The 23182-nt window shown below is 62.0% G+C and carries 22 protein-coding genes; 16 read left to right on the top strand and 6 right to left on the bottom strand.

Annotation, left to right across the window (positions count from 1 at the left end):
- Nucleotides 1-18 precede the first annotated feature (18 nt).
- The 5 genes from SynA1560_RS12725 to SynA1560_RS12745 all read left to right on the top strand — a co-directional run bounded on the left by SynA1560_RS12725 (nucleotide 19) and on the right by SynA1560_RS12745 (nucleotide 5600).
- Nucleotides 19-432 (top strand): hypothetical protein, encoded by a 414-nt coding sequence (locus SynA1560_RS12725; RefSeq protein WP_186469599.1) that lies wholly within the window; start codon nucleotides 19-21, stop codon nucleotides 430-432.
- The gene (locus SynA1560_RS12730) at nucleotides 429-3629 is read left to right on the top strand and encodes a DEAD/DEAH box helicase (protein WP_186500729.1); all 3201 of its coding nucleotides are present in this window, start codon (nucleotides 429-431) and stop codon (nucleotides 3627-3629) included. Before SynA1560_RS12725 ends, SynA1560_RS12730 begins: the two co-directional genes overlap by 4 nt.
- A gap of 4 nt (nucleotides 3630-3633) precedes the next feature.
- A complete protein-coding gene (locus SynA1560_RS12735) occupies nucleotides 3634-4539 on the top strand; it encodes an SWIM zinc finger family protein (RefSeq protein WP_186469601.1) in 906 nt (301 codons plus the stop codon).
- Nucleotides 4532-5017 carry an MEKHLA domain-containing protein gene (locus SynA1560_RS12740; protein WP_186469602.1) on the top strand — a complete coding sequence of 162 codons (486 nt, stop codon included), beginning with the start codon at nucleotides 4532-4534 and terminating at the stop codon, nucleotides 5015-5017. Before SynA1560_RS12735 ends, SynA1560_RS12740 begins: the two co-directional genes overlap by 8 nt.
- Before the next feature lie 169 nt (nucleotides 5018-5186).
- Entirely contained in the window at nucleotides 5187-5600 is a 414-nt protein-coding gene (locus SynA1560_RS12745) for an Hsp20/alpha crystallin family protein (RefSeq protein ID WP_186469603.1), read from the top strand.
- A 99-nt stretch (nucleotides 5601-5699) separates the two neighbouring features.
- On the opposite strand, the gene SynA1560_RS12750 is transcribed toward SynA1560_RS12745, so the two are convergent.
- On the bottom strand, nucleotides 5700-7004 hold the full coding sequence (locus SynA1560_RS12750; RefSeq protein WP_186500730.1) for an NRAMP family divalent metal transporter: 1305 nt from the start codon (nucleotides 7002-7004) through the stop codon (nucleotides 5700-5702).
- 72 nt (nucleotides 7005-7076) lie between these two features.
- Between SynA1560_RS12750 and SynA1560_RS12755 the strand changes: the two genes are divergently transcribed.
- The 6 genes from SynA1560_RS12755 to SynA1560_RS12780 all read left to right on the top strand — a co-directional run bounded on the left by SynA1560_RS12755 (nucleotide 7077) and on the right by SynA1560_RS12780 (nucleotide 13157).
- Nucleotides 7077-8831, top strand: a complete 1755-nt coding sequence (locus SynA1560_RS12755; RefSeq protein ID WP_186469605.1) for a diflavin flavoprotein — start codon at nucleotides 7077-7079, stop codon at nucleotides 8829-8831.
- Nucleotides 8831-10660, top strand: coding sequence for a diflavin flavoprotein (locus SynA1560_RS12760; RefSeq protein ID WP_186500731.1), 1830 nt, complete (start codon nucleotides 8831-8833; stop codon nucleotides 10658-10660). The genes SynA1560_RS12755 and SynA1560_RS12760 overlap by 1 nt, the downstream gene beginning before the upstream one ends.
- A gap of 103 nt (nucleotides 10661-10763) precedes the next feature.
- Nucleotides 10764-11477: a rubrerythrin family protein gene (locus tag SynA1560_RS12765; RefSeq protein WP_186500732.1), complete on the top strand. Its 714-nt coding sequence runs from the start codon at nucleotides 10764-10766 to the stop codon at nucleotides 11475-11477.
- A 46-nt stretch (nucleotides 11478-11523) separates the two neighbouring features.
- Nucleotides 11524-12051 carry an NADPH-dependent FMN reductase gene (locus tag SynA1560_RS12770; RefSeq protein ID WP_186500733.1) on the top strand — a complete coding sequence of 176 codons (528 nt, stop codon included), beginning with the start codon at nucleotides 11524-11526 and terminating at the stop codon, nucleotides 12049-12051.
- Between the two features lie 17 nt (nucleotides 12052-12068).
- Nucleotides 12069-12815, top strand: a complete 747-nt coding sequence (locus tag SynA1560_RS12775; RefSeq protein WP_186469609.1) for a pirin-like bicupin family protein — start codon at nucleotides 12069-12071, stop codon at nucleotides 12813-12815.
- A gap of 114 nt (nucleotides 12816-12929) precedes the next feature.
- On the top strand, nucleotides 12930-13157 hold the full coding sequence (locus SynA1560_RS12780) for a hypothetical protein (protein WP_186471214.1): 228 nt from the start codon (nucleotides 12930-12932) through the stop codon (nucleotides 13155-13157).
- Here the strand turns inward: SynA1560_RS12780 and SynA1560_RS12785 are convergent.
- From SynA1560_RS12785 to SynA1560_RS12800, 4 genes are all read right to left on the bottom strand, one after another.
- Complete coding sequence (locus SynA1560_RS12785) at nucleotides 13145-13393, bottom strand: hypothetical protein (RefSeq protein ID WP_186501685.1); 249 nt, start codon at nucleotides 13391-13393, stop codon at nucleotides 13145-13147. The genes SynA1560_RS12780 and SynA1560_RS12785 overlap by 13 nt on opposite strands.
- Before the next feature lie 109 nt (nucleotides 13394-13502).
- Nucleotides 13503-16439 (bottom strand): aminomethyl-transferring glycine dehydrogenase, encoded by a 2937-nt coding sequence (gene gcvP / locus SynA1560_RS12790; protein WP_186500734.1) that lies wholly within the window; start codon nucleotides 16437-16439, stop codon nucleotides 13503-13505.
- Between the two features lie 56 nt (nucleotides 16440-16495).
- Nucleotides 16496-16885, bottom strand: a complete 390-nt coding sequence (gene gcvH, locus SynA1560_RS12795; protein ID WP_186469612.1) for a glycine cleavage system protein GcvH — start codon at nucleotides 16883-16885, stop codon at nucleotides 16496-16498.
- A 21-nt stretch (nucleotides 16886-16906) separates the two neighbouring features.
- Nucleotides 16907-18184 (bottom strand): methionine gamma-lyase family protein, encoded by a 1278-nt coding sequence (locus tag SynA1560_RS12800; RefSeq protein WP_186471215.1) that lies wholly within the window; start codon nucleotides 18182-18184, stop codon nucleotides 16907-16909.
- Nucleotides 18185-18395: 211 nt separating this feature from the next.
- Between SynA1560_RS12800 and SynA1560_RS12805 the strand changes: the two genes are divergently transcribed.
- Nucleotides 18396-19259, top strand: a complete 864-nt coding sequence (locus tag SynA1560_RS12805; RefSeq protein ID WP_255476976.1) for a fatty acid desaturase — start codon at nucleotides 18396-18398, stop codon at nucleotides 19257-19259.
- Here the strand turns inward: SynA1560_RS12805 and SynA1560_RS12810 are convergent.
- The gene (locus SynA1560_RS12810; RefSeq protein WP_186469614.1) at nucleotides 19247-19972 is read right to left on the bottom strand and encodes a hypothetical protein; all 726 of its coding nucleotides are present in this window, start codon (nucleotides 19970-19972) and stop codon (nucleotides 19247-19249) included. The two genes, SynA1560_RS12805 and SynA1560_RS12810, sit on opposite strands and share 13 nt — an antisense overlap.
- 55 nt (nucleotides 19973-20027) lie before the next feature.
- Between SynA1560_RS12810 and SynA1560_RS12815 the strand changes: the two genes are divergently transcribed.
- The 4 genes from SynA1560_RS12815 (at nucleotide 20028) to SynA1560_RS12830 (ending at nucleotide 23180) form a co-directional block, all read left to right on the top strand.
- Entirely contained in the window at nucleotides 20028-20960 is a 933-nt protein-coding gene (locus tag SynA1560_RS12815) for a fatty acid desaturase (protein WP_186500736.1), read from the top strand.
- A gap of 41 nt (nucleotides 20961-21001) precedes the next feature.
- Nucleotides 21002-21460 carry a 50S ribosomal protein L9 gene (gene rplI, locus SynA1560_RS12820; protein ID WP_186469616.1) on the top strand — a complete coding sequence of 153 codons (459 nt, stop codon included), beginning with the start codon at nucleotides 21002-21004 and terminating at the stop codon, nucleotides 21458-21460.
- A gap of 76 nt (nucleotides 21461-21536) precedes the next feature.
- A complete protein-coding gene (gene dnaB / locus SynA1560_RS12825; protein ID WP_186469617.1) occupies nucleotides 21537-22955 on the top strand; it encodes a replicative DNA helicase in 1419 nt (472 codons plus the stop codon).
- Nucleotides 22956-22970: 15 nt separating this feature from the next.
- Complete coding sequence (locus SynA1560_RS12830) at nucleotides 22971-23180, top strand: hypothetical protein (RefSeq protein WP_186471249.1); 210 nt, start codon at nucleotides 22971-22973, stop codon at nucleotides 23178-23180.
- Nucleotides 23181-23182: the final 2 nt, after the last annotated feature.

Consider the following 23182-nt stretch of genomic DNA (forward strand, 5'->3'; position numbering starts at 1 on the left):
AAAGCGGGTCCAGCAGCCATGATCGCCTTTGAGCCGCCACCGACGTTGGCTGACAGCACTGCCGAGCCGAGCCGCGCGTCCCTCAGGCTGCGCTCCCTGAGCTGGGCCCTGATTGCCGGGGTCACTGCAGGGCTGATCAGCCTGCCCTTCGGGATCGACCAGGCTGTGAGATCCACCGGCTGCGGATTGTTTTACGGCCTGCTGGCATTCCATTTGGAACGCGTCGATCCTGAGGATTCCCATCTCCAAGCAGGACTGGTGGGGGCCATCTGCGGCGTACGCACTTTGGGAATGTCCCTGGCCTCCCCTTGGGATGGAGCAGACGCCCTGGCATCATTAGTGAAGGATTTCGTCATGGGGTGGCTGCCGTTGATCGGCAGTTCGCTCTTACTCCACGGGTTCCAACGCATGTTGTCTGCGTCGCGGCCATGAGCCTGCTGCACGCCACCTGGCTTCCGGCCATCCGTACTCCCAGCAGCTCCGGGCGAGCTGCATTGCTCGTGTGGGCTGACACCTGGAGGGTGGCCGAGCCCATGGGACCAGGCACGACACCAGCCATTCATCCATTCACGCTCAAGGCTGAAGACCTGCGCGCTCTGCTGAGCGAACGGGATCTACTCCCCAACGGCATCATTGACGCCACGGCCTGTCTCACCCTGCCGAGCCGCAGCGTGAAGCCGACGCGAAAGGCCAAGGCCGCTCAAGAGACTTCCAGCGACGACGCACCGCCCTGGTGCGGCCTGCCGCTGCAGGCGGGCGAGCCGATTCCCAGAACCACGGAATGGTGGCCCTGGCAGGTGCAGGGTCTTGCGATCGAACCGATGGCGGCCACCGAGTGGTTGGCGCGGCTGCCCCTATCCGGGCGTCATCCGGATCTGGCCGACGAGCTGCGCTGGTGGAGCCACATGCAGCGCTGGGCCCTCAGCTTGGTGGCGAGGGGTCGCTGGTTACCGCAGGTGGAACTGAGCAAGGGCGAGGGCTATCCGCATCGAGCCCGCTGGGTGCCGCTGCTCAACCGGGAAGAAGACCGCCGCCGCCTGGAGGACATGGCAGCACGGCTGCCCTTGGTAGCGACCTGTGCACTGCCCTGGCGTGAACCGACCGGCAAACGCAGCAATCGGATGACCCGACTGCGACCTGAAGCGATGCGGGCCGCCAATCCCGTGGCCTGCTGCCGACCCCGCAGCGGCCGCCTGCGGGTGGCCACTTTGCTGGAAGACCTGGTGGATGCCCAGCTGCGCAAAGGCTTCACACCGGATCAGGAAGGCCTAGACCCCTTGCTCTGCGCCTGGGAGGACGCGCTCAGCTCTGAAACCGGCGTGATCAACCTCAAGGATGAGGACGCTGAACGTCTGGCAACTGCCAGTCACCATTGGCGTGAGGGTGTGGCCGGCAATGTGGCCGCTGCGCGTGCCTGCCTGGAGCTTGAAACCCCAGCGGAAGGGGAGGACCTCTGGCCCCTGCGTTTCTTCTTACAAGCGGAAGCGGATCCCACCTTGAAACTGCCAGCCGGTGCAGCTTGGGCCGCCGGTCCAGACGGGTTGCAACTCGGAGAAATCCCTGTGGAGCGTCCCAGCGAAGTGCTGCTCGAAGGCATGGGCCGAGCAATCACCGTGTTTTCCCCCATCGAGCGCGGACTGGAGAGCGCAACACCAGAAGCGATGCAACTGACCCCGGCTGAAGCCTTCGTGCTGGTGCGCACTGCAGCGCGCCAGTTGCGAGATGTGGGGGTGGGCGTCGATCTGCCCCAAAGCCTCTCTGGCGGACTGGCCAGCCGACTGGGCCTGGCCATCAAGGCCGAACTTCCCCAACGATCGCGCGGCTTCACCTTGGGGGAAAGCCTGGATTGGAGCTGGGAGCTGATGATCGGTGGTGTCACTCTGACGCTGCGGGAGCTGGAGCGCCTCAGCGGCAAACGCAGTCCCCTGGTGCGCCACAAGGGCGCCTGGATCGAATTGCGGCCCAATGATCTCAAGAACGCTGAACGGTTTTGCAGCGCCAACCCGGAACTGAGCCTCGACGACGCGCTGCGCCTGACAGCCACAGAAGGCGACACGATGATGCGGTTGCCGGTGCATGCCTTCGATGCGGGGCCCCGGCTGCAAGCCGTTCTGGAGCAGTATCACCAGCAGAAATCACCGGATCCACTGCCGGCACCAGAGGGGTTCTGCGGACAGCTGCGGCCTTACCAAGAACGTGGACTGGGGTGGCTGGCCTTCCTGCATCGGTTTGATCAGGGTGCCTGCCTGGCCGATGACATGGGCCTCGGCAAAACAATCCAGCTGCTGGCGTTTCTCCAGCACCTGAAGATGGAGAAGGAGCTGAAACGACCCGTGCTGCTGGTGGCGCCCACTTCGGTGCTGACCAACTGGAAGCGGGAGGCCGCAGCGTTCACCCCTGAACTCAAGGTCCGAGAGCACTATGGGCCTAGACGCCCAACCACCCCAGCAGCCTTGAAAAAGGCCCTGAAGGATGTGGACCTGGTGCTCACCAGCTACGGGCTGTTGCAACGGGACAGCGAACTGCTGGAAAGCTTCGACTGGCAAGGCACGGTGATTGATGAAGCGCAAGCCATCAAGAACCCCTCGGCCAAACAGAGTCAGGCCGCCCGTGACCTGGCCCGAACACGCAAAGGCACCCGATTCCGCATCGCTCTCACTGGCACACCGGTCGAGAACCGCGTGAGTGAACTATGGGCGCTGATGGATTTCCTCAACCCCCGCGTGTTGGGGGAAGAGGAGTTCTTCCACCAGCGCTATCGGATGCCGATCGAACGCTATGGCGATATGTCATCGCTGCGGGATCTCAAATCCCGCGTGGGTCCCTTCATCCTGCGCCGGTTGAAAACCGACAAAGCGATCATCTCGGATCTGCCGGAGAAGGTAGAGCTGAGCGAGTGGGTGGGGTTGAGCAAAGAACAGAAATCGCTCTACGCCAAGACCGTCGAAGACACGCTCGATGCCATTGCCCAGGCCCCCCGCGGCAAACGGCACGGCCAGGTTCTGGCATTGCTCACCCGCTTGAAACAGATCTGCAATCACCCCGCCCTTGCCCTCAAGGAAGAGTCAGCGAGCAACGACTTCCTGAAACGCTCTGTGAAGCTGCAACGGCTCGAAGAGATTCTCGAAGAGGTAATCGAAGCCGGCGATCGGGCGCTGCTGTTCACGCAGTTCGCGGAGTGGGGCAATCTGCTGCAGGGCTATCTGCAACGCCGTTGGCGCAGCGAGGTGCCCTTCCTCAGCGGCAGCACCAGGAAAAGCGAACGCCAGGCGATGGTGGATCGCTTCCAGGAAGACCCGCGCGGGCCGCAGCTGTTCTTGCTGTCACTCAAAGCTGGCGGTGTGGGCCTCAATCTCACGCGCGCCAGTCATGTGTTCCACATCGACCGCTGGTGGAACCCCGCCGTTGAAAACCAGGCCACCGACCGCGCTTATCGCATCGGTCAGACCAACCGAGTGATGGTGCACAAATTCATCACCAGCGGATCGGTGGAAGAAAAGATTGACCGAATGATCCGGGAGAAGTCCAGACTGGCGGAAGACATCGTCGGTTCCGGCGAAGAATGGCTCGGAGGCCTCGACATGGGCCAGCTCAAGGAGCTGGTGAGCCTCGAGGACACCCCGTCTTGAAACCATGAGCATTACTCCCAACGGCATCAACACCTCCCTCGGCGATGAAGGGCTCGGCCAGCAGCCGTGGTGGGTGGAGCAGTGGATGGAATTGATCAACTCCTACCGCTTCAAGAAACGCCTGGAGCGCGCCTGGACCTACGCCCGAGAAGGGCACGTCACCTCGATCCGTTTTGAAGGCCGCCGCGTCCACGCCCGGGTGCAAGGCACCGGTGAAGACCCCTACAAGGTGAAACTCTGGCTGGATGTGCTGAATGACGAAGACTGGGGCTACGTGCTGGAGGCCCTCACCCAGAAAGCCCGCTGGTCAGCTCAGCTGCTGGCCGGAATCATGCCAGCCGACATCGAGCGGGCCTTCGCTGCTAGTGGCCGTCGCCTTTTTCCCTTCAAGCTCCAGGAGGTGCGCAGCGAATGCAGCTGCCCTGACAAAGCGAATCCTTGCAAGCACATCAGTGCGGTCTATTTCCTGATGGGGGAACGCTTCAGCGAAGATCCCTTCGTGCTGTTCCAGCTCAGAGGCCGCACCCGAGCCAAGCTGCTGGAAGACCTCGCCGAACACCGGCTCAAAGCCCTTCAGGCCAGGGTCGCCAAACAATCCGCCGCCACCGATGACTCTGCGGCGTCGGACGCTGGCGCTGAACCAGACATCCCTGGACCAGTGACGCCTCCCCATCCGGCGGTGCTGGACCCAACGCTGTGGTGGCGTTACGACGCCAGCCTGGACGGTGATCTGGTGGTTATCACACCCGCCATGGACGGAGACACGGGCCTGGACTCCGCAGGTGAACTGCCCCTGGCCGAGGAACCACGCTTTCCAGAAGCCAAGCCACGCTTCATTCAGCATCTACGCGATCAGGGACAGGCTCTGGCGCAGCGGGCCATGCTGGAAGCAATGGCCACCGGTGGCTGAGACAGCACCCTGGCTGACGCAGGAGAGTCAGGGGCTCACCTCCATTCTGCTGCGCTCGCATCAACGGGCCTTCGGAAGAGCGCTGCTCGCATGCGACCGTCCTGGCACCTCAAGACGACTGACCAACCAAGAGCTGTTCAGCAGCGCCGTTGCTGTTCTCGCCCACGACAACAGCAACGATCCGCGCTTGATCTATGCCAACGCCATGGCTTTGCGGCTCTGGCAACGCTCCTGGCCAGAGATGATCGGCATGCCATCGCGCTACACCGCTGAGGAAGGGGCACGACGGGAGCGCGCCTCTGCCCTTCAGCAGGCACAGCGCCAAGACGCGTTCGAGGGCTACCGAGGCATTCGCATCAGCGGAAATGGACGCCGATTCATGATCAACAACGCCAGGATTTGGACTCTTTGGGATGAAGAAAACCGCAGCTGTGGACAGGCAGCTGCTTTCTCCAACTGGTATTGGATTGAGCCCTGAGAGACAACGGTACGGCTCCCACGGCAATGCTGTCGCAACAACCGAACTAGGTGGTCTTGACCGAACCAAATCGGGCGGTTCTCCACCTCTTCAGATTCAATCAAACGGCGCAGATTGTTCTCGTGGGTGATGCCAACACCCCATCAACATCACTCCTGAGGAGTTCATCATGATCACCCTTCGCCAATCCCCTTTCGACCTGTTCGAGCGCCTCGACCAGCAGTTGTCCCAAGCAGAGCGCGTTCCTGCAGCCGAGATTTACGAAACCGCCGACCACTACACCGTGCGCCTGGAACTCCCGGGTGTCGCCCGTGACTCAATCGACGTGAAAGCCACCGACCGCAGCTTGAGCGTCACCGCCGAGCGGCAATCTCTGCAGCCTGAACCAACGAACGAAGCCGCTGACTCCGCCGAGACCGCCCTGCTGAGCGAATTCCGCTACGGCACCTGGAGCCGCAGCTTCCGCTTTGGCCAAGGCCTGAACCGAGAGGCCATCACCGCCAACTACCGAGACGGCGTGCTGGAAATCACGGCAGGGAAAACCCAGAGTCACACCAGCGTCACGGTGGCTGTGGACGCCTGAGCGTCAGCCTCCCCGTAACCATGACCCACAGTGAAGAGAACGCAATCTGGCCCTCGCCTCCCAGCGAGGGCTTTTTCATAGGGAGCGGCCCTCTGCGCATCAACGCGTCAGCGACCAGCCGATGAACAAGAGACTGACGCCCACCAAAAACACCAGACCGAACCAACTGAGCGCCCGCATGGCCAGGCCATCGCGATGCTGAGGCTCCACCAAGGGACTGTTCATGGTGTCCATCGCCATCCAGGCGAACACCGGCGCCGTCAGAAAACTGCCCGTCATGGCACCAAACACGAAATCCTTCACGGTGACGCCACCGCTGTAGGCCCAGAGCAGTGCCACCAGCGCCGCCAAAAGATGCAGCAGAATCCACAGCCCCAGTCGCCGCCGCTGGGGACCGGGCGCCGAGTCGCCGCGATCCACACCCTGGAGCAAACCCTGAATAGCGGAGATGCTGCGCGGATAAGCATCGAGGCAGGTCAGCGTGGTGCTGAACATGGCAGCAAAGGCCGCTGGAACGATGATCCAGGCCGCCCAGGTGCCCATCGCATCGGTGTAGATGCGGATGAGGTTCTGGGCAAAGGCGACGCCAGAGCCCTGCATCATCCCGTCGCCGGTGCCGTACATCGTGTAAGCACCAAGGATCACGAAGAACAGGGCGGTGACCACCGTGACGCCGTAACCGAGATTGAAATCGGTCTCGGCCTCCTTGAGCGATGCCGTGTGATCACTGTCGCGGGCACGGGAGAACATCCAAAGCGATGGCCACACGCACATCCCCACGGGCCCCGGCATCCAGCCCATCAACGGAATCAGAAAGCCAAGGTCGGCCAGCTGCCAGGGAGAGGGATCGGCCGCAAGCCACGTGGAGGCCACATCTCCGGCGGGACCACGAATCAGCAAGGACGCCGCAGCCACCCCGGTGAGCAAGGTGAGCAATGCCACCAGCAGCTTCGACAACCGATCCAGGGCTCGGTAGTGACCGAACAGAAGAATCAGACCACAGGCCGCCAGAACAGCGATCGACAGGCCAAAACGGTTGGTCTCAGCCAACAAAGGAATGTTCGTGAGCAACAGCCCAGCGACGAAGCTGACCGCCGCGATCGTGAACGTCCCGGTGAACAAACTGACCAGCAGGTAAAGAGGCAGATAGGTCTTGCTGCGCTTCTGAAAACCCTCCAGCAAGGACAGTCCTGTGGCGGCCGTGAAGCGGCTGCCCACTCGCAGAAAGGGGTATTTCACCAAGTTGGTGAGCAAGATCAGGCCCACCAGGGCAAACCCGAAACGGGCACCGGCCGTGGTGGACGACATCAGGTGGGAGCCACCGATGCAGGCACCGGCCAACAGGATGCCCGGCCCGAGGCTGCGTCGCACTCCTGAGATCGCCTTAACGGCGCTGGATGACATAACAGCTGATCGCACTGCAAGCCATCTTCCAACCCACTCTTCTTAAAGTTGATTTCCGTCGCATTTCCCGACATGGTCGTCGCCGCCCCGACCGTCACCGGACGTCTGAGTCTTCAGTGCGAGGCGATTGCGTCCGACAGCTGCACCATCCGTTCCCTCGACTGGGAGCGCAGCCGCTTCGACATTGAATTCGGACTGCGCAACGGAACCACCTACAACAGCTTTTTGGTGCGCGGGGAACGCACCGCTCTGATTGACACCAGCCACGCCAAGTTCCGTGACACTTGGATCCCGCTGCTGCAGGAGCAGATCGATCCACAAACGATCGATCTTCTGATCGTCAGTCACACCGAACCCGATCACTCCGGCCTGATCGGCGACCTCCTGGATCTGAATCCTGAGATCGAGATCGTGGGATCCAAGGTTGCGATTCAGTTCCTGGAGAACCAGGTGCATAGGCCGTTCAAATCTCGGGCGGTGAAAAGTGGCGACGAACTGGATCTCGGCACGAATCGCGACAGCGGCGTGAGCCATCGCTTTGAGTTCCTCAGCGCTCCCAACCTGCACTGGCCGGACACAATCTTTTCCTTCGATCACGGCACGGGCGTTCTCTACACCTGTGATGCCTTCGGATTGCACTACTGCTCCGACGACGTCTTCGATTGCGACCCGGGAGCGATCGCTCCCGATTTCCGCTTTTACTACGACTGCCTCATGGGCCCGAACGCCCGCAGCGTTCTGCAGGCGCTCAAACGCATGGATGCGCTGCCTGAGATCAACACCATTGCCGTGGGCCATGGACCCTTACTGCGTGAGCATCTGCAGCATTGGATCGATGATTACCGCACATGGAGCGGTCAGCGCAGCAAAGGCGAAAGCTACGCCGCTGTTTGCTATTTGAGCCAATACGGGTTTTCCGATCGCATCAGTCAGGCGATTGCCCATGGCATCGGCAAAGCGGAAGCCCAGGTGCAACTTGTGGACCTGCGCGCCACCGATCCGCAGGAACTGACGGCACTGATTGGCGATGCCAAGGCCGTGGTGGTGCCCACCTGGCCCGCGGAACCCGATAGCGATCTGCAGGCCGCCATTGGCACCCTTCTGGCCGCCCTCGGACCCAAACAAACAGTCGGGGTCTACGACGCCTTCGGCGGCAACGACGAACCCATCGATGCTGTCGCCAGCCAGTTGCGCAGCCAAGGACAGAAGGAAGCCTTCGCGCCGCTGCGCATCCGTCAGCTCCCCTCCGGTGCCGACTACCAGCGTTGCGAAGAAGCCGGAACGGACCTCGGTCAGCTGTTGACACGTGCCAAAACCATCGCCGCCATGAAGAGCCTCGATGGTGACCTCGACAAAGCACTCGGACGACTCAGCGGTGGCCTGTACGTGGTGACCGCCAGCCAGGGCGAAGGCGAAGCGCAACGGCGCAGTGCCATGGTGGCCAGCTGGGTCAGCCAGGCCAGCTTTGCCCCCCCGGGTCTCACGGTGGCCGTCGCCAAGGACCGCGCGATCGAAACACTGATGCAGGTGGGAGACCGGTTTGTGCTCAACGTGCTGCGAAACGACAACCATCAAGAGTTGATGCGTCACTTCCTCAAGCGCTTTCGTCCCGGTGCCGATCGCTTTGAAGGTGTGAACGTTCTAGAGGGCGTTGCTGACGGCGGTCCCGTGCTCGGAGATGCTCTGGCCTACCTCGGCTGCCGGGTGGAGCAGCGGATGGAAGGGCCTGATCACTGGATCATCTATGCCGTTGTGGAACAGGGCAACGTGGCCGATACCGAAGCCATGACCGCCGTGCATCACCGCAAAGTGGGGAATCACTACTAATGACTGTGACGTCACCCCCGACCGCACCCGCCAGCCAACGGGACGTGATCACACTGCCCATCAGCCCGGGGCTGGTGTGCCTGCGTGGCCTCAGCCCGCAGCGACTCCGCTTCGAGCTGGAATACGCACTGGAGCGCGGCAGCACCGCCAACAGTTTCCTGTTCGAGGCTGGCCTTGCGGTCGATGGCCTGCCCTGCCCAGCCCTGCTTGTGCACCCCCCCGGAGCGGCCTATGCAGAGGTGTTCTTGCCCGCCCTCGCGGCGGCTCTTCCCCACGGCTGTGATGAGCTGCTGGTGGTGGTGGGTCATGTGAATCCCAACCGGGTGGCTCTGTTGCGCTCCTTGGCGGAGATCTACCCCAAGATCACGCTGATCTGCTCCAACCCTGGGGCCAAATTGCTGCAGGAGCTCTGGATGCAGCGCAAGCCCTTGCCACCCGGAGAACCGGACAATCGACCGCCGCTGCCCTCCCTGCCAGAGCTGATGGTGATCCGCCAGGAGCAGAGCTTGCCCCTCAGCCATGGCCACACCCTGGAGCTTCTGCCGGCACCCACCCCGCGCTGGCCCGGCGGCCTGCTGGCGTTTGAAGACAGCGAAGGGCTGTTGATGAGTGACAAGCTCTTCTCTGCCCATGTCTGCACCCCTGACTGGGCCGAAAGCAACCGCACCGCCACCGAAGAGGAACGACGGCACTTCTACGACTCACTGATGGCGCCGATGGCCAGTCAAGTGGATGCCGTCGTTGGACGGCTCGAAGAACTCGACATCCGCACGATCGCGCCGGGTCATGGTCCCGCCATTGAAGCCAGCTGGCGCAGCCTGCTCAATGACTACCGGCGCTGGGGCGAAAGCCATCAAAACGCCACGCTGAATGTGGCCTTGCTGTTCGCCAGCGCCTACGGCAACACCGCCGCCATCGCTGATGCCTTGGCCCGCGGCGTTAGCCGCACGGGGGTCGCCGTGTGCAGCCTCAATTGCGAATTCACCCCCAGCGATGAACTGCTGAAAACGATCCGCGCCTCCGACGCCATCTTGATGGGCTCGCCAACGTTGGGTGGCCACGCGCCCACACCGATCGTTTCGGCTCTGGGAACCGTGCTGGCGGAAGGCGACCGCAGCAAACCCGTGGGGGTGTTCGGCAGCTTTGGCTGGAGCGGAGAAGCGGTGGATCTGCTGGAAAACAAGCTGCGGGATGGCGGCTTCAGCTTCGGCTTTGACCCGATCCGCATCAAGTTCAGCCCAGACCGCACCAAAGTGAAGGAACTGGAGGAAACCGGCACCCGCTTCGCCAGGCAACTGCTGCGCACGGAGCAGCGAGCGCAGAGACGTAGTGCCGGTAGCATGAGCGAAAGCCGCAGCGATCCCGCGGTGCTCGCACTGGGACGCGTGGTGGGATCCCTGTGCGTTCTCACCACGCGCAAGGCCGAGCTCAGTGGAGCGATGGTGGCCAGTTGGGTCAGCCAGGCCAGCTTTTCTCCTCCAGGGCTCACCATTGCCGTGGCCAAAGATCGCGCCGTGGAAGCGCTGCTGCATAAGGGCGATCGCTTTGCGCTCAACGTGCTGGCCGAAGGACGTGAAACCGCCCCGATGAAACAGTTTCTGCAACCCTTTGAGCCAGGGGCGGACCGCTTCGAGGGACTCGCGCTGGAGACCAGTCCTTCCGAGCAACCGCTGCTACCGGAGGCTCTGGCCTGGATGGAGTGCGAAGTGAAGCAGCGGATGGAATGCGGAGACCACTGGCTGATCTATGCCGAGGTGCTGCACGGTGGCCTCTTTGACACGGAGGGCAGCACAGCCGTGCATCAGCGCCGCAGCGGAGCGAACTATTAACAACCACTCCCCAATAGAGGAGCGCATCCAACCGACAACACGTCCACGCAACTCATAGTCGCTATGAGTTAGGGCTAATCTGGATGTCATTTGATACCGAGACATGGATCTCTCCAAACCCAATACACAAGCCAATCTCGAGGCCGCTTTTGGTGGTGAGAGCATGGCCAACCGCAAATATCTGTTCTTCGCTGATGTAGCCAAAGCACTGGGCCACAAAGAGCTCGCCAAGTTGTTCCGCGACACGGCTGCCCAGGAAACGGAACATGCCTTTGCCCATTTCCGCCTGCTGCATCCCGAGCTGGTGGTCGACGATCCAGCAACTCTGAGCGATGAGCAGAAACAGACCATGCTCACCCGTTGCCTCGAGCTCGCCATCGAGGGCGAGACCTACGAGTACACCACCATGTATCCGGAATTCACGGCCCAGGCACAGACAGACCGAGACGGCGGCGCAGCGGCGGAATTCGCCGAGCAAACCGAAGAATCAGCCACCCATGCCAACTGCTTCCGCACCGCAGCCAAGAACTTCGGACTGCTGACGCCGATTGAAAAGCATCACGCCGAAACCTATGGCGTCGCCCTTGAGGCACTGAAAGGCAAGGGAACGGCAGGTCAGGCAGAGCAACCCATCACGGGCCAATGGATCTGCAAGCAGTGCTCGATGATCTACGACCCAGTGGCCGGAGATCCGGATTCCGGCATTGCCCCAGGCACTCCGTTTGAAGCGATTCCGGACGACTGGGAATGCCCAATCTGCGGCGCCCACAAAGCCAGCTTCGTGCCCTACAGGGAAGCGGAATTGAAAGCAGCCTGAAGCGAGGAGCCATCACAATGAAGTGTCTGCCGTGGAAGGTGCGCCCATGAGCTCACCCATCAGTCCTGATGTGCTCGTCATCGCCGCAAGCAATGGCCAGAACCTGACCCTGGCGCAGCGGTTTGTGGACCAGGTGCGCAGCCTGGGCCAGCGCGCTGAGCTGCTGGATCTCACCAGCCTCGACCTGCCTTTGTTCACACCACAGGTGAAAGAGCAGGGCATGCCTGCTGGCGTGGGACCACTGCACAAACAACTGATGGCGGCTCCCCGCTGGGTGATCTGTGCACCGGAATACAACGGCTCCATCCCACCAGTGCTTACCAGTGCCATCGCCTGGCTATCGGTGCAGGGGGATGACTTCCGCGGGCTGTTCAACGGCCGACCTGTGGCGATGGCCACCGTCTCCGGAGGAGCTGGCATCGAACTGCTGACGGTGCTGCGCATCCAGTTGACCCATCTCGGCGCGCAGGTGGTGGGACGCACGCTGGCTGGGAATCAGGCACGGCCAGCCAAAGACAGCTCCATCCAAGAGCTGCTCAAGCGTCTGCTGCAGATGTCACCCCTAAGCCTTTGAGCCACCCCAGCGAGCCAATGCCTGACCTCTCCGCAGACGCCCACCAGCAGGAAGCTGTCATCCTGCGGCGCCCAGGCCCCGAGCGCTTTCACACCCAAACCGAGTGGCTTGACTCATTTCATAGCTTCTCCTTCGCAGGCCACTACTCCCCCGACTGGATGGGCTTCGGGCCCTTGCGAGTGATCAATGACGACGTCATTGCCGCAGGTCGCGGATTCGGGATGCACTCCCACCGCGACATGGAAATCATCACCGTGATGGTGGAAGGTGAACTCACCCATCGCGACTCGCTCGGGAACAGCGGCTTGCTGCAGGCCGGAGAAGTGCAGCGCATGAGCGCTGGCACAGGCATCGTGCACAGCGAGATGAATGAGGCAAACGAGCGCTGCAGGCTCTTGCAGATCTGGATTGAACCCAGCGAGGACGGTCTCACTCCCAGCTATGAACAGCGGGCGGTGCACCTCTACGCCAACACCTGGACACCGGTGCTTAATCCCATAGACCCCCATGCCATGGCCATCCAGCGCCCCGTTCACCTGTGGCGAGCCAACGTGGCCAAGGGGAAGACTCTGGACCTGCCGAGCATTGAGGCATCGCACCGCTGGCTTCAGGTCATTGATGGAGAAATCGAACTGAGCGGCCTTAGCGGCAGCAACACACTCCGGCGAGGCGATGGCCTGGGATTCCGCGGTCGTCCGACTGACTTAGAGACCCTCAAAAGCCATTGCGATCACAGCGATCTGCTCCTGTTCGCCTTGAACTAAACCGCAACCAGTGCGGAGTCACCCACATCAATCCCGAAGAGTTTCGGGATTTGCGCCACACACCACATCTGGCGCCCTGAAATGACAGTGTCACCACACAGCACCATTCAACGAATGGGTATCAATCCAGATCCTCAGTACGCGGTTCGCTATCGCGGTTTTGTTTTGCTGCAACAAAACAATCACAGCTGGCTGGTCAGGCCAGAGCGCAGTCCAATGACCTTGCTGCCGTTTCGCACGCCCACCTGCTCGCTGGCAGACGTGAAAGCATTAGTGGATTGGCGACTGGAACAGGAGCAAACTCTGCTGTCTGCCGCCAAGAGCCTGGCTCAGGCTGCTTGAGGAGGAGGAGTGGGTGATCCCTGGGACTGAATGGGGATCACCAGCGTGGCCCAGCGCTCAGGGCGCTCAGGGCGCTGGCGTCGGGCCTGGCGGACGCCAAAAGGAACACGAAGCACGTTGGTGCCTTCAATCGGCAAGGTGTGGCCACGGCCTAGAGCGGCTTGAAGACACTCAGGAATCTCAGGCAATTGCAGCGAATCGGCGCTCTGGGCCTTGGATTCGGAGGGGTGGTTCATGTCGCGACTCATTGATTCCCTCTTTGCGACTGGTGAATGCTGTGCAGTGTGGAGAACAAATTGTTCTCACGATGAAAAATCGAAGCTTAATTTTCGATTCTCGTGAAATTTATCGCACAGGTTGAACAGAAGCCAGCTCTTCCACACTCGGACAAGTGCAGACGAGGTTGCGGTCACCATGCGCGTTATCGATGCGCGCCACTGCCGGCCAAAACTTGCTGAATCGCTGATCCGGGAGGGGGAAGGCCGCCTGCTCACGGCTGTAGGGACGATCCCATCGATCTGCTGTCACCGCCGCCAAGGTGTGCGGCGCCCGGCGCAGCGGGTTGTTGTCAGGGTCACTGGCGCCTGCCTCGATCGCAGCCGCTTCAGCGCGGATCGCGATCATGGCGTCGCAGAAACGATCCAGCTCCTCAAGACTTTCACTCTCCGTGGGTTCCACCATCACCGTGCCCGCCACTGGCCAGCTCACCGTCGGAGCATGGAACCCGTAGTCCATCAATCGCTTGGCCAAGTCATCCACCTCAAGGCCAGCGCTGCGGCGGAGCCCGCGCAAATCAAGAATGCATTCATGGGCCACCAGGCCGCCTTCCCCCTTGAACAACACCGGGTAGTGGGGATCCAAACGCTGAGCCAGGTAGTTGGCCGACAGCAGTGCAACCGCCGTTGCCTGACGCAATCCCGCAGCCCCCATCAAGCGCAAGTACATCCAACTGATCGGAAGAATGCCGGCGCTTCCCAGGGGCGCCGCGGACACTGCGGAGATTGCTTGCGCACCGCTGCAGGCCATCAGGGGATGACCCGGCAGAAAAGGCAGTAGATGCTCGGCCACGCCGATGGGACCAACACCCGGGCCACCCCCGCCGTGGGGGATGCAGAACGTTTTGTGCAGATTGAGGTGACAAACGTCGGCGCCGAACGCGCCCGGGCGGCACAAGCCCACCTGGGCGTTGAGGTTGGCCCCATCGAGATACACCTGGCCGCCGTGGTCGTGGACCAGGTTGCAAATCTCCCGGATACGGGTCTCAAAGACCCCATGGGTTGAGGGGTAGGTGACCATCAGAGCCGCCAGGGACTCGGCGTGATCCTTGAGCTTTAGGCGCAGGTCATCCACATCCACATTGCCCTGTGCATCGCAAGCCACCGCCACCACGCGCATGCCGGCCATCACGGCACTGGCGGGGTTGGTGCCATGGGCACTGGTGGGGATCAAACACACATCGCGGTGTCCCTGGCCGCGGGCTTGATGCCAGGCACGGATCACCAACAGACCTGCAAACTCCCCTTGAGAACCTGCGTTTGGCTGCAGGGACACCCCTGCAAATCCAGTCAGTGACGCCAACCAGCGCTCCAAATCCCGCGCCATTCGCTCATTGCCCTGCAGCTGATCCGCTGGAGCGAACGGATGGATGGCGCCAAATTCCCGCCAACTGACCGGCGCCAGCTCTGCCGCAGCATTGAGCTTCATGGTGCAACTGCCCAGCGGGATCATGCCGTGCACCAGCGAGAGGTCTTTGCTGACCAGCCGTTGGATGTAGCGCAGCAGCTCTGTTTCGCTGCGATAGCGGTGAAACACCGGTTGCTGCAGCCAGGGAGCCGATCGCAACGGCACGCCAGACAACATTTGATCGGCAGCCCCAAGACCTACCTGTGCAGGCAGGTCAGCCTCCAGCGCCGCCGCCACGACCGTCAGCAGCCGCCGCACCTCGGCTTCATCGCTGTGCTCATCGAGACTGATGCCGAACCCTTCAGATGCCTCGATCGCAGCGCCATCGGGCAGACAGCGCAGGTTGAAGCCCTCCTGCAAGGCCAGGCGGTGAATCTCCGGAGCCTGAGGACAGACCACATCAACACTGTCGAAGCGGCAGCCATCGGGCAGGCTCAACCCCAACGCCTTCAGACCTTGCTCAAGCTGCGAACGCAGCGTCACCACACGACGCGCGATCCTGGCCAGTCCTTCGGGGCCGTGATGAATGGCGTAGAAGGACGCCATCACCGCCAACAGCACCTGCGCCGTACAGATGTTGCTGGTGGCCTTGTCGCGGCGAATGTGTTGCTCACGCGTCTGCAGCGCCAGCCTTAAAGCAGGACGCCCTTCAGCATCGCGGGACTGGCCGACGATGCGGCCTGGCAGCTGGCGCCGATAGGTCTCACGGGTTGCGAAAAAGGCAGCATGGGGACCTCCGCCGCCCATCGGCACACCGAAACGCTGGGAGCTGCCCACCGCGATGTCAGCCCCGAGGCTGCCCACAGGTTCCACCAGCACCTGAGCCAAGGGATCAATGGCCACGGTGACCAACGCACCCTGTTCATGGGCCTGCGCGATGCAAGCGCGCGGATCCCAGAGGATTCCGCTGCGCCCAGGCAGCTGCAGCAGCACTCCAAACACATCCGATCCCCACTGGAACCGCTCGGGGTCAGCCACATCAAGCTCAACCCCGAGGGGCTGAGCCCTGGTGCGCAGCACCGCCAGAGTTTGGGGCAACACCGCTGCATCCACCAGAAAACGCTGGGCGTCGGATCGCTTACAGACTCCAAAGCTCATGGACATCGCTTCCGCGGCGGCGGTGGCTTCATCCAAGAGCGAGGCATTGGCGATAGGCAGCCCGGTGAGCTCACTGATCAGCGTCTGGAAATTGAGCAAGGCCTCCAGCCGGCCCTGGGCAATCTCCGCCTGATACGGGGTGTAGGCGGTGTACCAAGCGGGGTTTTCCAGCACCTGACGCTGGATGAGAGCGGGCGTCACCGTGCCGTAGTAACCCAGGCCGATCAGGGAGCGCATCACGCGGTTGGACTGCGCTAGCTGCTGCAGTTCCACTAGTGCCTGGGCTTCGTCGGCGCCGGCGGGCAGCACCCCCCGCGGGGGCTCAGCATCCAGGATGTCCCGGGGCACGACAGCCCGTACGAAAGCCTCGAGGTCAGCAAAGCCAAGCTTGGCGAGCATGACCTGGATTGCCGTGTCGCTGGGTCCGATGTGGCGCTGAACAAACGGTGAACGACTGTCGTCGGAACCCGTCTCCACCATGCGCTGGTCCAGCAGGGTCATGGTGCGCGAGCGTTCTTAAAGATCGTAGGCAACCCGACGGAGCAGTCGCAGCAGGGTTATGCCGCTGCAACCTTGGTGGCATAGGTGGCCGCATCCATGAGCTGCTCGAATTGATCCGGATCGCTGGGCCGGATCACCAACAACCAGCCCTGGCCATGGGGATCGTTCTGGAGCTGCTCAGGGTCATCCAGAACCGCTTCATTCCGAGTGAGCACCTCACCGCTGAGAGGGGCATACATCTCCTCAACTGCTTTGACGGATTCCACAGTTCCGAACCCACCACCACGGTTGAGCTCCGTACCCACATCTGGAAGATCAACGAACACGATGTCGCCGAGCTGATCAACGGCATAGGCACTCAAGCCAATCCGCACTGACCCATCGTCCTGCCAGGCGTATTCATGGCTGTCGGCGTAGCGGTAGTTGGCAGGAAAGTCGAAAGCCATTGAGCCGGAGGTCGGCGGAGTTCACCCAGTCTGGGCCAGATCCAAGTGTCCTGCTGCTGCCAAGGCCGCCAGCGCCTTGATCAGCGCCAACTCCACATGGGCACGATGGGTTCCTCCCTGTACGTAGAGATTGAACGGCTCTCGCAACGGCGCATCGGCGGAGAACTCACTGGTGCTGCCATCAATGAAAGTGCCACCGGCCATGACCAGATCACTGGCATACCCCGGCATGGCGGCGGGCACCGGATCCAAATAAGAACCCACCGGTGAACAGGCCTGGAACGCTCTGCAGATCAACTTGAGAGGCTCAGGACGACCCAGCTGCACCGCCTGAATCAGATCACCACGCTGGGCACCGGCGACGGGCTGCACGGCATAGCCCAGTTCCGCGAACACACCGGCCACCAAATCCGCACCGATCAAGGCTTCCGTCACCATCTGTGGCGCTAGAAACAGCCCCTGCAGCAGCAAGCGGTGCAGGTCGAAGCCCGTGCCACCCTCACTGCCGATCCCCGGCGCGGTCAGCCGGCAGCAGGCCTGTTCCACCAGATCAGCCCGGCCGGCCACATAACCGCCGGCGGGCGCAATCGTGCCGCCGAGGTTCTTGATCAACGAACCGGCCACCAAATCCGCCCCAACATCACAAGGTTCCTGCGGCTCCACCAACTCGCCATAGCAGTTGTCCACGAAACACACACAGTCGGGCTGACGCGCATGAATGCGTGCACAGAGCTGCCCGATTACCTCCACGGTCAGAGAAGGACGCCAGCTGTAGCCACAGCTGCGTTGGATCAGGATCAGACGGCGCGGTTGCTCCAGAGCCTGATCGAGTGCCTGGAGATCCACGGCACCATCTTCGGTGAGCAGCAGTTCGTCGTAAGCGACGCCGAACTCCTTCAACGACCCCTGTCCCTCGCCGCGCAAACCGATCACTTCCTCCAGCGTGTCGTAGGGACGCCCGGTGATCGACAACATCCGATCACCGGGCCGCAGCACGCCAAACAATGCAGCGGCAATGGCATGGGTGCCACTGACGAATTGCAGCCGCACCGCTGCCGCTTCAGCCCCCAGGACGCGAGCGAACACACGGTCGATCACCTCACGCCCCTGGTCGCCGTGGCCATAACCACTCACGGAAGCAAAGTGCTGCGTGCCCACTCGCTCGGCAGCCAACGCATCCAGAATCTTCTGCAGACGCAGCGTCACCTCCGCCGTGCGCTCACGGGCCAGGGGCTCCAAACGGTCTCGTACCGCCAGCACATGACGCTGGGCAAATGCCTCTGCCTCGCTGGGATCCATCCGCATGGCAGCGGTGTTGACGCCCTGCCCTCCAGAAACCTGTGCCATCAAAAAGCCGCGATTTACCTGCTGCGTTCTCTTACATTCACATTTCCAACCGATTTGCCAAAGTCCCGGCTGTCGCCGTTCCGACCGCAGCAAAACCGGTTCAAGGAGAAACTTCTTGGTTATCAGCACTCCGGCAGACACAAGCTCCACCCGCGAATTGCGCATGCGCGCTGCGGTGATGGCGCCCCGTGAACGCCTTCCCCGCCGACAGCGCAAGTTCAAGGTCGGCACCACCTCCTTCATGGTGGTGATGCACGTGCTCGCAACCGTGGCTCTGCTGCCGCGCTTCTGGAGCTGGCAAGGGGTGATCGCCTTCGGCGTTCTTTACTGGGCGACCGTGCTGGGCGTCACCCTCGGCCTGCATCGCCTGGTGGCACACCGCAGTTTTGAGGTTCCCCGCTGGTTGGAACGCGTGCTGGTGGTGATGGGCACACTCGCCTGTCAGAGCGGACCGATCGATTGGGTGGCGCTGCATCGCCATCACCACAAATATTCAGATCAACCCAACGACCACCACGATGCTGGACGCGGTCTGTGGTGGAGCCACAGCGAATGGATGCTTCACGACATTCCCGCGTTGGAGCACAAGGAACGCTTTGGCGGCGATCTGATCAACGATCGCTTCTACGTGTGGCTGGATCGCTGGTTCTTGCTGTTGCAGATTCCCATCGGCCTGGCGCTCTATTGGTACGGCAATGCTGCGGGCGTTCACGGCGGTGGCCTCGGCCTGGTGCTTTGGGCCATCCCCCTGCGCCTGGTGGTCGTGTATCACGTCACCTGGTTGGTGAATTCCGCCACACACGCTTTCGGCTATCGCAATTTCGATTGCCCCGACCTGTCACGCAACTGCTGGTGGGTGGCGGTGCTGTCGTTTGGAGAGGGTTGGCACAACAACCATCACGCCTTCCCCGCCAGCGCACGTCACGGCCTGCGCCCGTTTGAGATCGACATCACCTGGTTGCACATCCGCCTGCTGCAGAAACTTGGCCTCACCCGTCGGGTGCGTCAGGCGCGCTACCCCGGCTGAGCCGCAGCCCGCAACTCTCCTAAAAATGCTTCGGCGGTCTGGCCCTTGTTCCCCTCCAGGGCCAGGTGCGTGGCATAGAGATCGAGGAATTCACCGTCGAGTTCTTCAGCGCTGTATTCCCTGAGGCCGGCCATCACCTCCGCAAAACGCTCGCGACGCTGGGGCTTGGTGACGGGATAGGCCTCCATCACCGCATCACGACACTGCCGCCAGGCCTGCCCGCGGCAAAGACTGTCGGCCATCGCAGCACTCAGTTGAGCCGCTTCACCAGCGTCGATGCGCCAGTCGAAACCGGGGGGCAGGGGTCCGAGGCCCACAAAGATTTCCAAAAAATCACCGGCACCCAGAGGCTCCCCATCGACCCCTAGCAAGGGAACTGCGCTGTCACTGAGCACCCGCAGCAGATCGGGATGGACTTCAGCCAGGTGGGCGTGGATCGGCTCAACCCCTTGATGTAGCACTGCATTGGCCTGCCCCAGAGCCAGGAAGAGTTCAGGGCCTGGAGATGAAAGCTTGCCGTTGCGCAGGTTGGAGATCTGGGAGTTATGCACCCGACCCAGGTCCAGCGCATCGGCTAAGGCTGGCAAAACCTTATGGGACCAACCATTGCGCTCGTGCCACACATGGATCAAGTGGGCCATGGCCTGACGCCCTTCCTCGAGGCGCTGCCGGTAACCCTTGGTCACATGATCAGAACCACTCACACTGCTCATTGCTTGATACGGATCCGTATCGGATGTAATGTTTGGGCATCTAACGGATCAGACCATGGTTTCCAGCGTGATTGACACGCCGTCACCGCCCAGTCGCCCTGCAGCCTCGCACCGTGCTCTGCAGCTGGCAACCCTGTTGCACCAACCACGCAAGGGCGAACAGCCCGTGCCCGCAGAGCGTGGCAAAAACTGGCTCACAATCGGATTCATGATCGTGATTCACGCCCTGAGCCTGTTGGCCCTGGCTCCCACCTTTTGGAGCTGGCAAGCCGTGGCCAGCCTGCTGATTCTCTACTGGGTGACCGCCTGCCTCGGCGTCACCATCGGCTATCACCGTCTGCTGTCCCACCGCTCCTTCCAGTTGCCGCAATGGCTGGAACGCTTCTTCGCCACCTGCGGTGCCCTGAGCTGCCAGCACGGCCCGATCGACTGGGTGGGGCTGCATCGCCATCACCACAAGTTCTCCGATACGGATGCGGATCACCACAACAGCCATCGCGGCTTCTGGTGGAGCCACATGGGCTGGATGTTCGAGGCGATCCCGGCCATGCAGGCCGTGCCCCGCATGACCGGTGACCTGGCCAAGGACCCGTACTACCGCTGGCTGAACAACTGGTTCCTGGCGCTTCAACTGCCCCTGGCTGGGCTGCTGTTCTGGATCGGCAGCACCACCGGCGCCGGCGGCTGGGGGCTGGTGCTCTGGGGCATCCCCCTACGCCTGGTGCTCGTTTATCACGTCACTTGGCTCGTAAACTCCGCCACCCACTGCTGGGGCACCGTGGCCCATGACAGCGGCGACGCCTCTCGCAATAACAAGTGGGTGGCAGCGCTGACCTTTGGCGAGGGCTGGCACAACAACCATCACGCCTTCCCCCACTCCGCACGTCACGGTCTTCAGCCGGGCCAAATCGACCTCACTTGGGAGCACATCCGTCTGATGCGCGCCCTTGGCCTGGCCAAGAAAGTACGCCTGCCGGCGGCGTCGTAAAGTTACCGACTGCTCATTCGACGTCGTCAGGATCGTTCTCCATGGCCAAGCGCGTACAAGTCGTCCTGAACGAGGACGTTCTCAGCCTCGGCCGTGACGGCGATCTGGTGGACGTTGCTCCCGGCTACGCCCGCAACTTCCTGCTGCCCTTCGGCAAAGCCGTTCCTGTCACTCCCGCAGTGATGAAGCAGGTGGAACACCGCCGCGCCAAGGAAGCCGAGCGTCAGGCCGCCTTGAAGCAGGAAGCGGTTGCCTTCCGCACCGCTCTCGACACCATCGGCCGCTTCACCGTCAAGAAGCAGACCGGTGATGACGACGTGCTGTTCGGCACCGTCACCAACGGCGATGTGGCCGAAGTGATCGAGGAGGCCACCAAGAAAGAAGTGGATCGTCGCGACATCACCGTTCCCGACATTCATCGCACCGGCAACTACAAGGTGCAAGTAAAGCTTCACAGCGAAGTGACCGCTGAGATCAACCTGGAAGTGGTCAGCTACTGATCGCGACCGCGCACACACTCTGACGTGACCGGTGAAGGTGCGTCAGAGTGTTGATCATCTTCGAGCAGCTGCCACCATGGTGAGCGTTCCCATGCCTGGTCCTGGCGGCGAGTCCGCCGAGGGGGGACGCCGCGGTTTCGGCAAGGGTCGCCAACGAGACGAGCCCAGCTTTGAAGCCCTGCCTGACTCGATTCCTCCCCAGAATCTGGAAGCCGAGGAAGCCGTTCTTGGCGGAATCCTGCTCGACCCCGATGCCATCGGCCGTGTGGCGGATGTGCTGCAGCCGGAAGCGTTCTATCTCAATGCCCACCGGGAGATTTTCCGCACGGCGGTGATGCTCCACAGCCAGGGCAAACCCACCGACCTCACGGCGATGACGGCCTGGCTGGCCGATACAGGTGCGCTCGAGAAAGTTGGCGGCAGCAGCCGGCTGGTGGAGCTGGTCGAACGCGTGGCCTCCACCGCGTCGATCGAGCAGGTGGCCCGACTGGTGATGGACAAGTTCCTGCGCCGCCAGCTGATCCGCTCCGGCAACGAGGTGATTCAACTGGGCTTTGATCAAAGCCTGCCGATGGAGCAGGTGCTCGACAAAGCCGAGCAGACGATCTTTGCCATCAGCCAGGAAAAACCATCGAAAGGTCTCACCCCCACGGCGGAGATTCTCACCAGCACCTTCAACGAAATCGAAAGCCGCTCCCTGGGCACCTCCGTGGCGGGCATCCCGGTGAACTTCTACGACCTGGATGCCATGACCCAGGGCCTGCAACGCAGTGACCTGATCATCGTGGCCGGACGTCCCGCCATGGGAAAAACCTCGATCGTGCTCAACCTGGCCAAGAACGTGGCGCAGCTGCATGACCTGCCGGTTTGCGTGTTCTCCCTGGAAATGAGCAAGGAGCAGCTCACTTACAGGCTGCTGTCGATGGAGGTGGGCATCGAAGCCGGTCGGCTGCGCACCGGTCGGCTGCAACAGGACGAGTGGCCGCTCCTGGGGCAAGGCATCAACACACTCGGCCAGCTGCCGATCTACATCGACGACAAACCGAATTCAGGCGTGCTGGAAATGCGCTCGCTCTGCCGCAGGCTGATGGCAGAACAGGGCAAGGAGCTAGGCCTGGTGGTGATCGACTACTTGCAGCTGATGGAAGGATCGAGCCCTGACAACCGCGTGCAGGAAATTTCGCGGATCACCCGTGCCCTCAAACAGATGGCCCGGGAGCTGAACGTGCCGGTGATCGCGCTCTCCCAGCTGAGCCGTGGCGTGGAGTCACGCACCAACAAACGACCGATGCTCAGCGACCTGAGGGAATCCGGCTCGATCGAGCAGGACGCCGACCTGGTGCTGATGATCTACCGCGACGAGTACTACAACCCGGAAACACCCGACCGCGGCATCACCGAAGTGATCGTGACCAAGCACCGCAACGGTCCGGTGGGCACCGTGAAGCTGTTGTTCGAGCCCCAGTTCACCCGCTTCCGCAACCTGGCGGCTTGAACCAAGAACCCGCGCATGTGGATCGGTCGGATTCTGCTCCTGGGTGTTGGCTCGTCCTACCTCGCGCGCTGGGTTCTCAGTCCACAGCGCCATCGCGACTATGTGGCCGGATGGTTGAAGGCCTTGCGCAACACCACCCGCTGGCTGCCGCGGGGGCGCCACAGGGTTCGCCGCTTCGGTCGACGCACCTTTATCGCGACCCTCAGTCGCTCGAACCGGCGCTGATG

It is taken from the genome of Synechococcus sp. A15-60, from assembly GCF_014280095.1.
Classification (GTDB): Bacteria; Cyanobacteriota; Cyanobacteriia; order PCC-6307; family Cyanobiaceae; genus Synechococcus_C.

Coding starts and splice junctions, on each gene's coding strand:
- SynA1560_RS12725 (WP_186469599.1), top strand. CDS start 19: ATGATCGCCTTTGAGCCGCCACCGACGTTGGCTGACAGCACTGCCGAG.
- SynA1560_RS12730 (WP_186500729.1), top strand. CDS start 429: ATGAGCCTGCTGCACGCCACCTGGCTTCCGGCCATCCGTACTCCCAGC.
- SynA1560_RS12735 (WP_186469601.1), top strand. CDS start 3,634: ATGAGCATTACTCCCAACGGCATCAACACCTCCCTCGGCGATGAAGGG.
- SynA1560_RS12745 (WP_186469603.1), top strand. CDS start 5,187: ATGATCACCCTTCGCCAATCCCCTTTCGACCTGTTCGAGCGCCTCGAC.
- SynA1560_RS12750 (WP_186500730.1), bottom strand. CDS start 7,004: ATGTCATCCAGCGCCGTTAAGGCGATCTCAGGAGTGCGACGCAGCCTC.
- SynA1560_RS12755 (WP_186469605.1), top strand. CDS start 7,077: ATGGTCGTCGCCGCCCCGACCGTCACCGGACGTCTGAGTCTTCAGTGC.
- SynA1560_RS12760 (WP_186500731.1), top strand. CDS start 8,831: ATGACTGTGACGTCACCCCCGACCGCACCCGCCAGCCAACGGGACGTG.
- SynA1560_RS12765 (WP_186500732.1), top strand. CDS start 10,764: ATGGATCTCTCCAAACCCAATACACAAGCCAATCTCGAGGCCGCTTTT.
- SynA1560_RS12770 (WP_186500733.1), top strand. CDS start 11,524: ATGAGCTCACCCATCAGTCCTGATGTGCTCGTCATCGCCGCAAGCAAT.
- SynA1560_RS12775 (WP_186469609.1), top strand. CDS start 12,069: ATGCCTGACCTCTCCGCAGACGCCCACCAGCAGGAAGCTGTCATCCTG.
- SynA1560_RS12780 (WP_186471214.1), top strand. CDS start 12,930: ATGGGTATCAATCCAGATCCTCAGTACGCGGTTCGCTATCGCGGTTTT.
- SynA1560_RS12785 (WP_186501685.1), bottom strand. CDS start 13,393: ATGAACCACCCCTCCGAATCCAAGGCCCAGAGCGCCGATTCGCTGCAA.
- gcvP (WP_186500734.1), bottom strand. CDS start 16,439: ATGACCCTGCTGGACCAGCGCATGGTGGAGACGGGTTCCGACGACAGT.
- gcvH (WP_186469612.1), bottom strand. CDS start 16,885: ATGGCTTTCGACTTTCCTGCCAACTACCGCTACGCCGACAGCCATGAA.
- SynA1560_RS12800 (WP_186471215.1), bottom strand. CDS start 18,184: ATGGATCCCAGCGAGGCAGAGGCATTTGCCCAGCGTCATGTGCTGGCG.
- SynA1560_RS12805 (WP_255476976.1), top strand. CDS start 18,396: ATGCGCGCTGCGGTGATGGCGCCCCGTGAACGCCTTCCCCGCCGACAG.
- SynA1560_RS12810 (WP_186469614.1), bottom strand. CDS start 19,972: ATGAGCAGTGTGAGTGGTTCTGATCATGTGACCAAGGGTTACCGGCAG.
- SynA1560_RS12815 (WP_186500736.1), top strand. CDS start 20,028: ATGGTTTCCAGCGTGATTGACACGCCGTCACCGCCCAGTCGCCCTGCA.
- rplI (WP_186469616.1), top strand. CDS start 21,002: ATGGCCAAGCGCGTACAAGTCGTCCTGAACGAGGACGTTCTCAGCCTC.
- dnaB (WP_186469617.1), top strand. CDS start 21,537: ATGGTGAGCGTTCCCATGCCTGGTCCTGGCGGCGAGTCCGCCGAGGGG.
- SynA1560_RS12830 (WP_186471249.1), top strand. CDS start 22,971: ATGTGGATCGGTCGGATTCTGCTCCTGGGTGTTGGCTCGTCCTACCTC.